We start from the raw sequence: 15,242 nt of genomic DNA on the forward strand, positions 1-15,242 counted from the left end.
AAGCTGACATAGTTTTCCGGAATATCAACAACTTACTATAAAAACAAGAATATCATTAAGTTTTAGCTATGACCTTAACCGCCCCTTAACTTAGAGGTGAATATCATAGTAATAATACCTTTAATCTCTTTATAAAGTGAGCAAATTGGTGCTTGTTAGGAGTGAAACAGTAATGAATTTAAACCTTGTCATTACATTTCCACTCTACTTTTTTGCTCCTATTTGCAGCGTCAAATTAACCACTTTTTAAAGTAATTTACTGATACTTTTTATGCATTATGGATACCTTTAACCCATGAAAAAAATGTTAATCATTATTGTCATTGCAGCTATTTTATTAACCGCTGGGGCATTTTACTTTATTGAAAATGAAGAGCCTGCGCAAGGCTATGCTACCCAACCCGTTCAGCGAGGAAATATCGAAAATAGCGTACTCGCAATAGGCATGCTACAAGCCTCTAAGCTAGTTAGTGTGGGTTCACAGGTATCAGGGCAAGTTATCAGCTTACCCGCTCCACTTGGAGAGCATGTTAATAAAGGTGACTTAATTGCAGAAATCGATAATTTAACGCAAAAAAATGATTTAGAAACCGCTAAAGCGTCACTGGCTAGTACCAATGCCGAATATAAGGCGAAGCAAGCACAAATCAATCAAGCACAAAAAGCCTTTAATCGTCAAAAGGCGATGTTTAAAGATAATGCAAGCTCAAAAGAAGATTATGAAACAGCGGAAGCTGATTTAGCTGTCTATAAAGCGGAACTTGATAAATTAAAAGCAGAACAAGTACAAGATAAACTCAGCATTGCAAGCGCCGAGTTAGACTTAGGCTACACCGTCATCAAAGCCCCGATGGAGGGTGTGGTTGTCTATCATTCAGTTGAAGTCGGTCAAACAGTAAACGCCAGCCAAACAACACCAACATTGGTCGAATTAGCAGACTTGAGTCGAATGACAGTACAGGCACAAATCTCAGAAGCAGATGTAATCAATACACACCCTGGCCAAGCCGTCTATTTCACTATTTTAGGTCAACCCAATAAACGTTATGAAGCGACGTTACGTGCTATCGAGCCAGGTCCGACATCAATGGATGGTGATGATAGTGATATGGAATCCAGTGATTCAGATGCTATTTATTATAATGGTTTGTTTGAAGTAGCCAACCCAGATGGTGTTTTACGTATTGGCATGACAGCACAAGTATCAATTGTTTTAAATAAAGCGGACAACGTACTTTTAGTGCCTTCACAAGTATTGCAAAAACGACCAGGTCGTCCAGTACGTTACCAAGTACCAGTACTTGAAAATGACCAAGTGACTTATAAAGATGTGCAAGTAGGCATCAGCAATAAAATTTATACAGAAGTGACCGATGGTTTAGCAGAAGGCGACCAAATAGTGGTTGGTTCTGCAGCAGCTAACTCCCCATCACGTACTCGTAAACCGCGTTCACCAATGGGGTTTTAAATAATGGATAATCCTCTATTAGCGATCTCAGGCGTGTTCCGCTCATTCGCCGCGGGAGATCAAAAACTAACTGTATTAAATGATGTTAATTTATCCATTGAACGTGGTGAAATGGTCGCGATTGTTGGTGCATCAGGTTCAGGTAAATCAACCTTAATGAATATATTAGGTTGTTTAGATAAACCTAGCCAAGGTAGTTACTTTATCAATGGACAAGATACCTCAGAAATGGATGCTGACCAGTTAGCTCAACTGCGTCGAGAGCATTTTGGTTTTATCTTTCAGCGTTACCATTTATTAGGTGACCTAAACGCCATTGAAAACGCAGAAATCCCAGCTATTTATGCAGGAAAAGACAAAAACGAACGAGACAGTCGCGCACGTGTGCTTTTAACTCGTTTAGGATTAGCAGATAGACTTGACCATAAACCCGGTGAATTAAGTGGTGGTCAGCAACAACGTGTTAGTGTTGCCCGAGCTTTAATGAATGGTGGTGATGTTATTCTTGCCGATGAGCCAACAGGTGCTTTAGATAGCCAAAGTGGCGATGAGATGATGAAGTTATTACAAGAACTGCATCATGATGGACATACCATTATCTTAGTTACACATGATATGGATGTCGCTAACTTTGCTGATCGCATCATCGAAATCAAAGATGGTGTGATCATCAGAGATGCACAAAAAGAGCAAATAAAAACAACCAATACCCTGCCTCAACTTGATGCTGACAGTAAAAAAAATAATAGCATTAGTCGTTATGTTGAAGCCTTTAAAATGGCTTTATTAGCCATGTCATCACATCGTTTACGTACCTTTTTAACCATGCTTGGCATCATTATTGGTATCGCCTCCGTAGTGTCTGTGGTGGCATTAGGTGAAGGCTCACAGCAGGCAGTATTAAAAAATATCAGTGAGATGGGCACCAATACCATTGACGTTCGTCCTGGTTCTGGATTTGGTGACCGACGCTCAGATTTAGTACGTACTCTAACTTCGTTAGATAGTGACGCGCTCAAAAACTTAACCTACGTAGACAGCGTTACTCCCTCGATCAGTAGTTCAGGTACGATCCGCTATGCAAACCAAGGTGTATCAGCCAGTTTTAATGGTGTGGGATCTGATTATTTCCGTGTTAAAGGCTATGAAATTGCTGAAGGTCAATTTTGGGATGAAACTAATGTAGCAAGTTTATCGCAAGATGCCGTTATTGATGATAACACTCGTAAAGCACTGTTCTTAGATAAGTCAGCAATTGGTGAGGTGATTTTCCTTGGCGAGTTGCCGGTACGTATTATTGGTGTCACTAAACCTAAAACCAGTACTTTCCGAAACAGTGATGCCTTAAATGTATGGATCCCATATAGCACAGTAGCCAGTCGCATGATCAATCAAAACTACCTTGATAGCATCACGGTTAGGGTTAATGAATCGGCATCAAGTAGTGCCGCTGAACAAGGAATAACTTCTCTGTTAAAAATGCGTCACGGTAGCCAAGACTTCTTTACTGTTAACACAGATTCAATTCGTCAGAGTATCGAAAAAACCACACAAACTATGACCCTATTAATTTCAGCTATTGCCGTTATTTCATTAATTGTCGGTGGTATTGGCGTAATGAATATCATGCTCGTGTCTGTAACTGAACGTACTCGTGAAATAGGCGTTAGAATGGCAGTTGGTGCAAGGCAAAGTGATATTTTAAGACAGTTTTTAATTGAAGCCGTCTTAGTATGTTTATGCGGTGGTGCCATTGGTATTGCCCTCGCCTATCTGATAGGTTTTATATTTGCTTCCACTGGCAGTAATTTCCAAATGATTTACTCAACGGGCTCTATTGTCGCAGCCTTTGCCTGCTCTACCTTAATTGGTGTTCTTTTTGGATTTTTACCTGCACGAAATGCAGCGCAGCTTGACCCTGTTGATGCATTAGCGAGAGAATAATTATGATCAAACCATCTTCATTATTACGTTGTACTTATGCTTTAGGTATTACATTGTTAGTCAGTAGCTGTAGTACAAGTCAACCAGACCAGGACTACCAGCCTGAAGTGACTATTCCAGATAGCTGGCAAAGCTTGAGTGTGACAGAGCAAGTGCAACTTGATCCATGGTGGGAACGTTTCAATGACCCGGAACTCAACACCTTGATTGAGCAAGTCTTAATCAGTAATAACGATTTAGCATTAGCAACACTAACCTTACGCAGTGCTCGTTTAAAAGCAGGCCTAACGGAAGCAGAAGGTTCATTTCAGATCAGTTCAAGTACCGATGCGAGCCGCGAAACGTCACTAAATAGCAGTGACAGTAGCAGCAGTTACAGTACCGACCTATCGATCAGTTATGAACTGGATTTATGGGGACGTGTTGCCTCTGAAGTTGATGCCGCAAAATGGACTAGCTTTGCCAATGCCGAGGATAGAGAAAGTACTGCGCAAAGTCTCGCTGCAACCACTGCTTCTCTGTATTGGGAAATTGGTTATTTAAAACAAAGCCTAGCCCTAAGCCAAGATAATATAGATTCCGCCAAACAAAGCTTAGCGATTATTGAAAGCCAATATCGTTCAGGTGCAGTTACCCAACTAGATATTTTTGAATCACAACGCAGTTTGGCAGAGCAACAGGTCTCCTATAGTGAATCACAACAGGATCTTATTGAAGCACAAAACGCATTGGCTATCTTATATAATCAACCACCGATGAAAATGCCAATCACCATTGATAAATTACCTGAAGGCAATATTCCCATGATTGCTGCTGGTGTGCCTGCAGACCTGTTAATCCGCCGCCCTGATGTGAAGTCAGCGCTTTACAGTTTGAAATCTGCTTATGCGACTAAGGACGCCACTTTTGCCGGATATCTGCCGAGTTTAACCTTATCCGGCGCGATAGGTTCATCTTCTGATCAACTCAAAGATCTATTATCCAATCCAATTGGCACATTAGGCGCGAACTTAATGTTACCTTTCCTGCAATGGAATGAGATGGAACTAAACAAAAAGCTATCACAAATTGATGTGGAATCGGCGATTGTTACCTATAGAGATACTTTATATGGTGCATTTAGTGAAGTAGATAATGCTATTTCAGCAAGACAACAATACCAATATCAAGGGGCAAGATTACAAGAGCAATATAATGCAGCAGAAGCCGCAGAACGCATCTATGCAAGCCAATATCGCTATGGTGCCATTGGCATTCAAGACTGGTTAGATGCACAAGATACATTACGTGATACTGAGCAAGATATTTTAGAAAACCGCTATAATCAATTCAATATACAAGCGGTCTTATATCAAGCATTAGGCGGCTCAGATATTGCTCCTGAAGTGACTATTTCAGGACAAAAGCCTACTTAGTCCGATATGAAAACAAAAAGCCACCATCATGGATGCCATGATGGTGGCTTTCAATCAATTAATATTTTGAATTAGTTAAACTTTTTCCAACGGTTTAACCTCAACTTCTGTTTCTGAAGGCTGGTCACTTAAGATATCAGATAAGGTGCTTCTCGATATGTGCCCCTCCACTTCACCGGCGTTATTCACAACGGCTAATGGGTGTTCATTGTCTAACATATCTGGAATTACAGATTCTAATAGTGCATCACTTTGTACTGATGGAACATCTTCCAATAGTGAATTTGTGATTTCATTGCCATAATCACTTTGTTCAACACCTTCTAATGTTTCCTGTGTAATCACTCCTTGATAACCATCGTCATTAACTACGTAGCCGTAGTTATGCTTAGATTTACGCATCTGCATTACCGCTTCCCCAATATTCTCACTTGAGATACGACAAATCTGTGGCTGCATCACTGTTTCAACAGTTAATGCGCGCGCGCGGTTAACATCTTTAACAAAGGCTTCAACATAATCGTCAGCCGGATTTAACAATATATCAACTGGTGTGCCTTGTTGAATCAAGAAACCATCTCGTAAAATAGCAATTTTATCGCCAATGCGTAATGCTTCATCTAAATCATGAGTAATAAATACGATGGTTTTATGTAGCTTATCTTGTAATTCAATGAGCTGATCTTGCATTTCACTTCTGATCAATGGATCTAATGCCGAGAAGGCTTCATCCATTAATAAGATATCAGCATCTGTACATAATGCACGAGCTAAACCAACACGTTGTTGTTGACCGCCAGAAAGTTGACCTGGGTATTGATTTGAATACCCACCAAGTCCCACTGTGTTTAACCATTCTTCAGCACGCGCTTCACGATCTGTTTTAGGCACACCTTGCACTTGCAGACCATAGGCAATATTTTGGATTACAGTACGATGTGGCATTAAGCCAAAGCGTTGAAATACCATGGACATTTTATTACGACGGAAATTTTGTAACTCTTTATCATTGAGTTTCATCACATCTTCACCTGAAACAACAATCTCACCTGCTGTTGGGTCAATAAGACGATTGAAGTGGCGAATCAATGTGGACTTTCCTGAACCTGAAAGTCCCATAATCACAAATATTTCACCAGGGTAGATATCTAAATTTATATCCGCTAAACCTACCGTATAGCCAGTTTCAGCTAAAATGGCCTCTTTAGATTTTCCTGCTTTTACTTGTTCTAACACCTTTTTGTCATTCTTACCGAAAATTTTATATAGATTCTTAATACTAATTAAAGGTGTTTTTTTATCTGTTGTGCTCATCTTAATGGTCTCCAAAATTCTGTAATGTACGTTTAGCATAACTTTGAGAGATTCGATCAAAGATAATCGCTAACGCAACAATGGCAAGACCATTTAATAAACCTTGAGTAAAGTATTGATTACTAATCGCTTGTAAAACCGGTTGTCCTAAGCCTTTAACACCGATCATAGATGCAATAACTACCATAGCTAATGCCATCATAATGGTCTGATTAATGCCAGCCATAATAGTGGGCATAGCCAGTGGAATTTGTACACCAAATAAACGCTGTATTGGACTTGCTCCATAAGCGGTGGCGGCTTCTAATACTTCTTTATCTACTAAGCGAATCCCCAAGTTGGTTAGACGAATAACCGGTGGGATTGCATAGATAATAACCGCAATAACACCCGGCACTTTACCGATACCTAACAACATAACAACCGGAATTAAGTATACAAAAGCAGGCATAGTTTGCATCACATCTAAAATAGGGGTAACAATAGACTGTATGCGATTAGAGCGCGCCATCGCAACACCTATCGGAACCCCAATAAATATTGCTAGCAAGGTTGAGACGATGATCATACTCATGGTACGCATGGTATCTTCCCACATTCCAAAATATCCAATAAGTAGAAAGGCAACGATCACTGAGGCAGTTAATTTTAATGAACGACTAGCTGCATACGCAAAGGCGCCTACAGTAATAATAACCAGCCACCAAGGAGTGGATAATAATAATTTTTCAAACCAAATGAGAGTAGCTAATAGTGGGTCGAAGAAAGATTGGATTGCATCTCCGTATTCTCGTGAAAAGTCTCGAAATAAACCATCGAGTAGTTTTTTGAAGTCTCTTAATTCTTTACGATCAAGTTGCGGGATTTCTGAGATCCATGACTTGTCTGACATTTTCTTTTTCTCTCCTGAAAAAAGTTTAACCAACCTAGGTAAATATCTAGCCAACCATGTGATGGTCATCTGACATTATAAGAAAATAAAGGTTATTTACTTACCTAGAATGATAAAAAAGCCTAGAAAAAACTAGGCTTAATACTGCGGATTTATAACTCTGCTAATGCTTTTTTAATTTTTGCAGCTGTTGGTGCATCAACCCAAGTTGTCCATGTAGATTCATAGTCAGTTAGGAAGTGCTCAACGATGTAATCACCGTCTGCTTGCTCTTCTTCTATCCAAGCTAATAAACCATTCATTTGCTCGTTAGTGTACTCACGACCTTCTAAGTATTTAACGATTTCAGGTGCGCGCTGAGCAAACTCTTCCGTCACTACTGAATCAACAGCAGATGGTGGGTACATAGTCACTTTAGGCGTTAAACAGTCGATTTGAGTTGTACAGTTAAGAAACTCTTCTTTGTCGATGCCTGTACCGAAGTCAACTTTAACCATTTTATATTTACCTAAAACGGCTGTTGGTGCCCAGTAGTAACCTAACCAAGCTTCTTCACGTTCGTAAGCTTTTGCAATTGAACCAGATAGACCAGCACCAGAACCTGGATCTAATAATTCAAATCCAACTGATTCTAAATCAAGCGCGGTAAACAATTGACTCGTTGAAATTTGACAGTTCCAGCCAGCAGGACATCCCATAAAGCCTGACAGATCAGGGTCTTCAGGGTGCTTAAACAGCTTAGCATTGGCTTTAATGCCTTCGATAGTTGCTAAAGATGGATCTTTCTCAACCATATAAGCCGGTACCCAGAAACCTTCTTCACCGCCATCGGTCAAAGTGGTACCCGCATAACGAATACGACCTTCAGCAACACCTTTATCTAATGCGTCACGCATTGAGTTACTCCAAAATTCCGGAGCAATATCAGGTTGACCTTTTTCAATCATAGCTGCACCCGTTGGCATTGTATCGCCAGGTACTAGCTCAGCATCACAACCAAAACCATGCTCGAGGATGAAACGATCAACGTTGGCAACAACAGTTGCAGAAGCCCAATTCATATCCGCAATTGTGACTTTGCCACATTCACTTGCAGCAGCTGGCAGTGTAAACGAAGCGCAGGCAAGTAAGATAGAAGAGGAAATGATTTTACGCATATTAATATCCTTATTAACTAGTGAATTTAATCGAATTTTTGAGATAAAACATAAGCATCATACACTAAAATGGGCTTTACATGAAGGTCAACGCCGGCTTCGGAAAGAATACGCTTCCAAACGAATGATAAATAAAGCATTATTTTTCAATAACTTTTATTTAGTTGTGTCTAAATATAGCTAGAAAAGCGAACTTCCACTCTTACTCATAAGCTCTGTTTATGGCACAATAATTTTTACCTCCCCAATACACTTAAACGGCATTATTTATGTTAAAAATTAGAAATTTAGTTCATCCAAAATTGAATATTAAACAGTGGCAAATTGAACCTAATGAAAACTGGTGTGTATTAGGTAGAAATGGGTCAGGTAAACAGTATATCAACCAATTATTCCAAGGAACCTTACAAGCAGATCAAGTAGAATCATTATCGCTACCAGAATTGGATAAAATAGGCATTATCTCGTTTGAGGAACAACAAGCCACTTATGAGAATGCGTTAGACATTGAAGCACCTGACTTTGTAGATCCAGAACAAGCCCCTACCAAAGCACGAGATTTTTTACCTGAAGCAAAATGGCATGACCCGTTAATTGTTGAATTTGGCTTAGCTCACCGAATGGACACGGGGTATTTGAAGTTAAGTACAGGTGAGAGTAGAAAATTATTAATGTTACAGGCCATTTTCAGCGGCATTGAGTTATTAGTCTGCGACAACCCTTTTGATAGTTTAGATGTAGGCTCCTGTGAAGCACTATCGCAAGCATTACACAAACTCAGTGAAAGTGGTGTTAATGTTTTACTGATGCTTAATAACCGCCAAGATATCCCCGTATGGTGTAATCATATCGCCTTTATTGAGCGTGGTTACTTAACGGAAATTGGCGAATTGACTGATCCACAAACTCAACAACAACTCGATGCACTGTTAGCGCCAACCCCGGATCATACACAATGGCCAGAAAATCAATGTGAGTTGGCTGATTTCAAACACCCTTATCTGGTTAAGTTGAATAACGGTAAGGTGCATTATAACGGTGTGAATGTTTTTGAAAATCTTGATGTTGCGATTAAACCACTCCAACACACTTTAATTACAGGGCCTAACGGCAGTGGTAAGTCTACTTTAATGCAGTTAATCACCGGTGATTGCGCACAATGCTACAGCAACGATATTCAGGTATTAGGCTATCAACGTGGCTCAGGCGAAACCATTTGGCAAGTCAAAGAGAATATGGGAATTGTTAGTTCAGAGTTACACAGACAATACCGCATTAATAGTGATCTTATCAGTGTTATTTTATCGGGTTTTTATGATTCCATTGGCGTTTATCAACAACCAAGTGCTGCTCATATTGATCTTGCTGAGCAATGGTTAACTAAAATTGGGATGCAAGATAAACAAAAAACACCTTTCCAAAGTCTAAGCTATGGAGAGCAGCGATTAGCCTTGATTGCCAGAGCATTAGTGAAGTCCCCTTACCTACTTATTTTAGATGAACCAACACAGGGCTTAGATGAGTTAAATCGTCATCGAGTATTAAATTTCTTAGAGCACTTAGCAACACAGAAACACAGTACCATGCTTTTAGTTAGTCATCGTAAAGATGAGTTTTTATCGATTTTTGAGCAGCATATTACTTTATAAACATCTCTGTATATAAAGCATAAAATTGGTAAGTTTAGTTGTTTTAGACTTGCCAATTTTTACGCATTTTTGCAATAACAGGCTTAGGCACTTCATGGATATTAGTAAACTTTCCTGTGCAGTTAATCACTTTCAATCTTGCATTGAAGCGCGTCGCTAACTGCTCATAGAACTTCATTTCCCAACGCTTAACAAAGGTATTTGCAACAATCACATTTTGTTTGTTTTTTAAGGCCATCAAAGATTGTTGTTGGCACCAGTGATGCGCTTCCGATAACTTTTCAGGCTGAAATAGATAAACCCCACCTCGATCAATAAAATACATATCAGCTTCAACATGCAGCGTATTCTGTTGTGATTCTTGGAGCAGTTTTTTAGCAAGTGTGCTTTTGCCACTTCCTGGTAAACCTCTGATTAAAGTAAGTGTAAGTTGAGACATGAAGGCGCTTTATCATAAGAAAAGTAAATAAAAAATGGTTTGATTGTAATTGGCACAATCAAACCATTTTAATGACAGTGTTTGGGATAAACAAGTGACCTAACATATTGTTTCTAATTAGATCACTTGAGTAAGGGTGAGGGTTTAATAAACTTAAATTTTAAATTGACCGACGAGTTTTTCTAATTTCCCACCTTCCGACAATACATCACTGGCAATTTTTTCCGCTTCAACACTGCTCGATGTTAAACTATTCACAATGTTTTGGATTTCATAAACATTACGATTAATCTCTTCCGTTACCGAGCTTTGTTCAGTGGTCGCTGTTGCAATTTGTGTACTCATATCATTAATAGAAGTAATAGAGTTTGTCACTGACACTAAGCTTTCAGAAATAGTACGAGATGAATCAACAGTGCGCGTACTGCGCTCTTGACTTAAGGACATAGCATTAACTGACACTTTCACTAACCGATGTAACTCATCAAGCATTTCATTAATCTCTAATGTACTTTGTTGAGTACGACTTGCCAGACTACGTACTTCATCGGCAACAACCGCAAACCCTCGACCTTGTTCACCTGCGCGAGCAGCTTCAATGGCCGCATTCAATGCTAACAAGTTGGTTTGTTCAGCAATTGCGCCAATAACACTTAATACTTGATTAATTTTTTGTGATTGATCGCTTAATGCACTGACACTCATTGCTGCACCGTTTATTTCTTCCACTAAGGCAGTCACTTCTGCTAATGAAGTTTCAACGCACTCTTGTGCATTTATCACATCTAATGTTACCGCTTGCGTTGCTTCCGCAACTTGATTGGTATTATTCGCTACCTCGTTTGCCGTTGAAGACATCTCTGTGATCGCTGAAACAACTTGGTCAGTTTCATTGTTGTGATGCTGTAACTGTGATGCAATTTCTGTACTTTGCGCATTCATATCTCGACCAGCCTGATTGATACCTATGGTGGCAGTATTAATATCAGTGATGGTATTACGTAATTTATCCACGAATAAGTTAAAAGATCGTCCTAATTGTGCAATCTCATCTTGGCCATTAATCTCAAGACGTAAAGTTAAGTCCCCTTCACCTTGTGCAATATCATTAAGGTTATCAGCCATGCCTTTAATTGGTTTAACCATTCGAGAGGCAGCAAATACAACAATCACAACCGTTAATACAATTAATGCGATAGAAATATATAAGGTCAACCAGAGCTTACCTTTTAATCTCTCAGTCGTAGTGGCTGTATAAGCATTAATAACGGTTTGGATATCATCAATATAAGCACCGGTACCAATCATCCAATTAGTATTGGGTACCATTGCGGCAAAACCTAATTTTTCAAACTGCTCCTGAGATCCTGGTTTTTGGAAATAAAATGAATAAACCCCATTACCTTTTTGTGCTGCATTTAACAGACCCACAATCAACTTATTGCCTTTAGTATCCGTTAAATCAATCAGATTTTTACCTTCTAGATCCGGTTTAATTGCGTGGAAAATATTGACACCCTTAGTATCGTAAATATAAAAGTAACCAGCGTTGCCAAAACGAAGATTACGTAAAGCAGCGTTAACATTACCTTGGTTAGGCAAAGATAACTGATGCGACACGACATTAGATGCCACTTCCGTAATTTCCCTGAGTTGCTGCTCTCTCTCTTTAATTAACGCACTGCGGAACTCAGCAATATTATCCTCTAATCCTTTCTTTTCTAAAGAAAAAGAAATGAACGATAATAACGCTAATATACTAATCAGCGGAATTAAGGTTAAAAGTAGTAATTTTTGAAGCATAGTTAGTTTATTCATGTAGATTCCATCCCTTTTATTAAGGGTTAATAAAATACCTAAAGATAGTTAGTTTTAGTGAGTATATTGGCAAATTCCAAATACGTCTCATCTTAGTTGCGAACTTTTTATAAAATGTCAGAAAACTGTGATGTATCACTTTAAGTAATTAGCCTATCGGATTAAAAAAGTACATAGAGTGATTAAATAGCGGAAATAAAGCGTCATTAATCGATCGTCGAAAAGAAATAAGCAATAAAAAAGCCAACTATTAAAGTTGGCTGTAAACATTCAGTAATATCTGACTTGGCTAGTTAATTAAACCAAAAAATCTTGGTAGGAATAAACTGATTTCAGGAATAAACGTAATTAATAATAAGGTTACAATCAATACTGCACAAAACGGCATAATGCTTCTTATTACATTTTCTATTTTAGTACCACTGACACTACACCCAACAAACAGTGCTGTACCGACCGGCGGTGTTGCAATACCAATACATAGGTTAAAAATAATCATCATTGCAAAATGAATCGGATCCATACCAAGCGTGGTTGCAATCGGCATAAAGATCGGTGTAAAGATTAAAACTGCAGGCGTTAAATCCATGAACATACCAATAATGAGTAAGATAATATTCATTAAAATAAATATGATGATCGGGTTGTCAGAAATAGATAGCATCCAATCACTGATCATAGTTGGCAAACCTGTGAAAGCCATTGCCCATGACATAATGGTTGAAGCACCAATCAGGAATAACATAATGCCAGTAATTTGCGTTGTTTCATTGCAAATTTTGGAGAAATGACACCACTTCAGTGTTCGATAGCAGAGTGACAAACCAAAGGAATAAAGAACCGCTATACATGCCCCTTCCGTAGCCGTAAATACACCGCCAATAATGCCACCAATAACTACAAAAATAAGCCCTAAACTGGGCACAGCTTCCCAAATAATACGTAGTACATCCCGTACCGTAAAACCATCATTAGCACTGGTTTTGTAGCCTTTCTTCTTAGCAATGAAATAAGCAACAACCATACAACTTAATCCCATCAAAATACCTGGGACATAACCTGCAATAAATAATGCAGCAACTGAGGTTCCACCAGATACGACTGAAAATACAATTAAAGAGTTACTTGGTGGAATCAATAATCCAGCAGGACAAGAGGCAACATTTACGGCTGTTGCTAAATTTTTATCGTAGCCTTCTTTCTCTAATTCAGGGCCTAATGTTTTACCCACGGCTGCCGCTGCTGCTACTGCAGATCCAGAAACCGCACCAAACATCATGTTGGCAAAAATATTTACATGTAGTAAAGAACCAGGGATCCAACCTACCATAAGCTTGGCTAAGTTAATTAATCGCCCAGCAATACCTCCGACATTCATTATGTTGCCGGCTAAAATAAAGAATGGAATTGCTAACAAACTGAAACTATCAATACCCGTAATGATTTTTTGGCCTGCTGTTATACTTGCCACATCAAAGGGTAAAATAAAATACATGATGGTTAATGACGACATTGCAATTGCCACCGCAATCGGAACGCTTATCGCAATCATGAATAAAAAGAGGCATAACAACCAAACACCAATGGACAAGTCCATAATATAAGTCCTTTTAAATTTTATACTGCTTTGTTTTTAAATAAATCTAAGGTATTTAAAGCTAAATAAATGAGAATAATGACTGCCGAAATGGGTAATATCGAATAAACAGTAGACATCGGGAGTTGTAACGCGGGTGATAATTGCTGTGTTGTTCTTTCCATCAATGCTAAGCCACCTTTTAACATAGCTAAGGATACAAATGAAAAACAGATCGCATTAATCAATAATTGCAATGCTATATGTGCTTTACCTTTGAGGTAATTATCAAGCAACGTAATCGCTAAGTGCCCTTTTGCTCCAAATAAATAACTTCCTCCTAATAAACCAAGCCACACCATAATGTAACGAGAAAGCTCATCAGTCCAATTACTCGGATCATTTAGAACATAACGACTAAAAACTTGCCAAGTTACCGTTACCACCAACAGCATCAATGCAAAGGAGGAAATACCAAGAATGATCCTATCCAATAGGTTTCTTAACGTTGTTAACATGTCTACATACCTCAAAAATTTTGCTCTAGCAAAGCCAGAGCAAAATGATAGTGTTACTGTTACTTATTTAAAGCGCTTCAATTTTTTCAATAAATGTAGCTAATTTAGGATCTTTCTTAGCTTCATCAATCATAGGTTTAACTGCTGCGCGGAATGGGGCTTTATCCACTTCTACAAATGTCACGCCTGCTTTAATTCCCTTCGCTTTATTCATCTCATCAGTTGCATCCCAGATTTTGATTTGCTCTTCAAGCGATTCTGCAGCCGCTTCTTTTAATATTTTTTGCTCTTCTGGAGTTAGTGAGTTAAATGCGTTTTCAGAAATAATAATCACATCAGGTGTCATTAAATGTTGATCCATCGAGTAAAACTTAGCAACTTCACTGTGCTTCATTTCAACTAAACTAGAAATATTGTTTTCAGCGCCATCGATGACACCTTGTTGTAGTGCCGTGTAAACTTCAGTAAATGGAACAGGTGTTGCTTTACCACCTAATAAGTTAACCATTTCAATCATAGTTGGTGACCCTGGAACACGAATTTTCATGCCGGCAAGATCAGCTGGAGAGTTAATTGCTTTTTTTGCATAAAAACTACGCGTGCCTGAATCATAAAATGTCAATCCGATAAAGCCTTTGCCTTTACTCGACATCAGCATCTCTTCAGCAACATCACTTTTCATGAATTTTCTCATGTGCGGCACATCGCGAAATAAGAAGGGTAATGCATTCACTTTAAACGTTGGTTCAAAAGACTCTGCTAAACCACCATTAATTTTAGCCATATCAATTGCACCAGTTACTACCTGTTCAGCTTGGTCACGCTCTGAACCTAGTTGCGCATTCGGAAATATACGAATAGTTAATTCACCATCCGATTTTTCTTTTACTTTTTCAGCCATGATCATCATGCCTTTATGTGCAGCACTTTCTAATGACATGGCATGACCCAAATTTAATGTTTTTGCATAAACACTTGGACTAAGAAGTAAGGTAGTAAGTAAAGGTAGCAGTATCTTTTTCATTGTCTTCATTTCCTTATTTAAAGTGGCA

General features: G+C 38.7%; 12 protein-coding genes. 4 read left to right on the forward strand and 8 right to left on the reverse strand.

From position 1 onward, the window contains the following. Nucleotides 1-295 precede the first annotated feature (295 nt). The 3 genes from OW492_RS09150 to OW492_RS09160 are packed head-to-tail and all read left to right on the forward strand — an operon-like array spanning nt 296 to nt 4,827. Nucleotides 296-1,468 carry an efflux RND transporter periplasmic adaptor subunit gene (locus OW492_RS09150; protein ID WP_290039651.1) on the forward strand — a complete coding sequence of 391 codons (1,173 nt, stop codon included), beginning with the start codon at nt 296-298 and terminating at the stop codon, nt 1,466-1,468. Between the two features lie 3 nt (nt 1,469-1,471). Beyond that, complete coding sequence (locus OW492_RS09155) at nt 1,472-3,412, forward strand: MacB family efflux pump subunit (RefSeq protein ID WP_290039652.1); 1,941 nt, start codon at nt 1,472-1,474, stop codon at nt 3,410-3,412. A 2-nt stretch (nt 3,413-3,414) separates the two neighbouring features. Next, a complete protein-coding gene (locus OW492_RS09160) occupies nt 3,415-4,827 on the forward strand; it encodes a TolC family protein (RefSeq protein ID WP_290039653.1) in 1,413 nt (470 codons plus the stop codon). Nucleotides 4,828-4,902: 75 nt separating this feature from the next. Here OW492_RS09160 and OW492_RS09165 read toward each other — a convergent pair whose 3' ends face one another. The 3 genes from OW492_RS09165 to OW492_RS09175 form a co-directional block, all read right to left on the reverse strand. Next, nucleotides 4,903-6,141 carry a glycine betaine/L-proline ABC transporter ATP-binding protein gene (locus OW492_RS09165; RefSeq protein WP_290039654.1) on the reverse strand — a complete coding sequence of 413 codons (1,239 nt, stop codon included), beginning with the start codon at nt 6,139-6,141 and terminating at the stop codon, nt 4,903-4,905. A gap of 1 nt (nt 6,142) precedes the next feature. Next, the gene (locus OW492_RS09170; protein ID WP_290039655.1) at nt 6,143-7,033 is read right to left on the reverse strand and encodes a proline/glycine betaine ABC transporter permease; all 891 of its coding nucleotides are present in this window, start codon (nt 7,031-7,033) and stop codon (nt 6,143-6,145) included. Between the two features lie 152 nt (nt 7,034-7,185). Further along, entirely contained in the window at nt 7,186-8,190 is a 1,005-nt protein-coding gene (locus OW492_RS09175) for an ABC transporter substrate-binding protein (protein ID WP_290039656.1), read from the reverse strand. A gap of 269 nt (nt 8,191-8,459) precedes the next feature. On the opposite strand from OW492_RS09175, the gene OW492_RS09180 reads away from it, so the two are divergent. After that, on the forward strand, nt 8,460-9,839 hold the full coding sequence (locus OW492_RS09180) for an ATP-binding cassette domain-containing protein (protein ID WP_290039657.1): 1,380 nt from the start codon (nt 8,460-8,462) through the stop codon (nt 9,837-9,839). Nucleotides 9,840-9,882: 43 nt separating this feature from the next. On the opposite strand, the gene OW492_RS09185 is transcribed toward OW492_RS09180, so the two are convergent. The 5 genes from OW492_RS09185 to OW492_RS09205 form a co-directional block, all read right to left on the reverse strand. Further along, complete coding sequence (locus OW492_RS09185; RefSeq protein ID WP_290039658.1) at nt 9,883-10,278, reverse strand: ATP-binding protein; 396 nt, start codon at nt 10,276-10,278, stop codon at nt 9,883-9,885. 153 nt (nt 10,279-10,431) lie between these two features. After that, nucleotides 10,432-12,096 (reverse strand): methyl-accepting chemotaxis protein, encoded by a 1,665-nt coding sequence (locus OW492_RS09190; RefSeq protein ID WP_290039659.1) that lies wholly within the window; start codon nt 12,094-12,096, stop codon nt 10,432-10,434. Between the two features lie 289 nt (nt 12,097-12,385). Further along, nucleotides 12,386-13,693: a TRAP transporter large permease gene (locus tag OW492_RS09195; protein ID WP_290039660.1), complete on the reverse strand. Its 1,308-nt coding sequence runs from the start codon at nt 13,691-13,693 to the stop codon at nt 12,386-12,388. A gap of 20 nt (nt 13,694-13,713) precedes the next feature. Then, nucleotides 13,714-14,190, reverse strand: coding sequence for a TRAP transporter small permease (locus OW492_RS09200; RefSeq protein ID WP_290039661.1), 477 nt, complete (start codon nt 14,188-14,190; stop codon nt 13,714-13,716). A gap of 67 nt (nt 14,191-14,257) precedes the next feature. Continuing rightward, nucleotides 14,258-15,214, reverse strand: coding sequence for a TRAP transporter substrate-binding protein (locus tag OW492_RS09205; RefSeq protein WP_290039662.1), 957 nt, complete (start codon nt 15,212-15,214; stop codon nt 14,258-14,260). Nucleotides 15,215-15,242: the final 28 nt, after the last annotated feature.

Origin of the sequence: Psychromonas sp. 14N.309.X.WAT.B.A12 (assembly GCF_030397575.1) — a bacterium.
Taxonomy (GTDB): Bacteria; Pseudomonadota; Gammaproteobacteria; order Enterobacterales; family Psychromonadaceae; genus Psychromonas.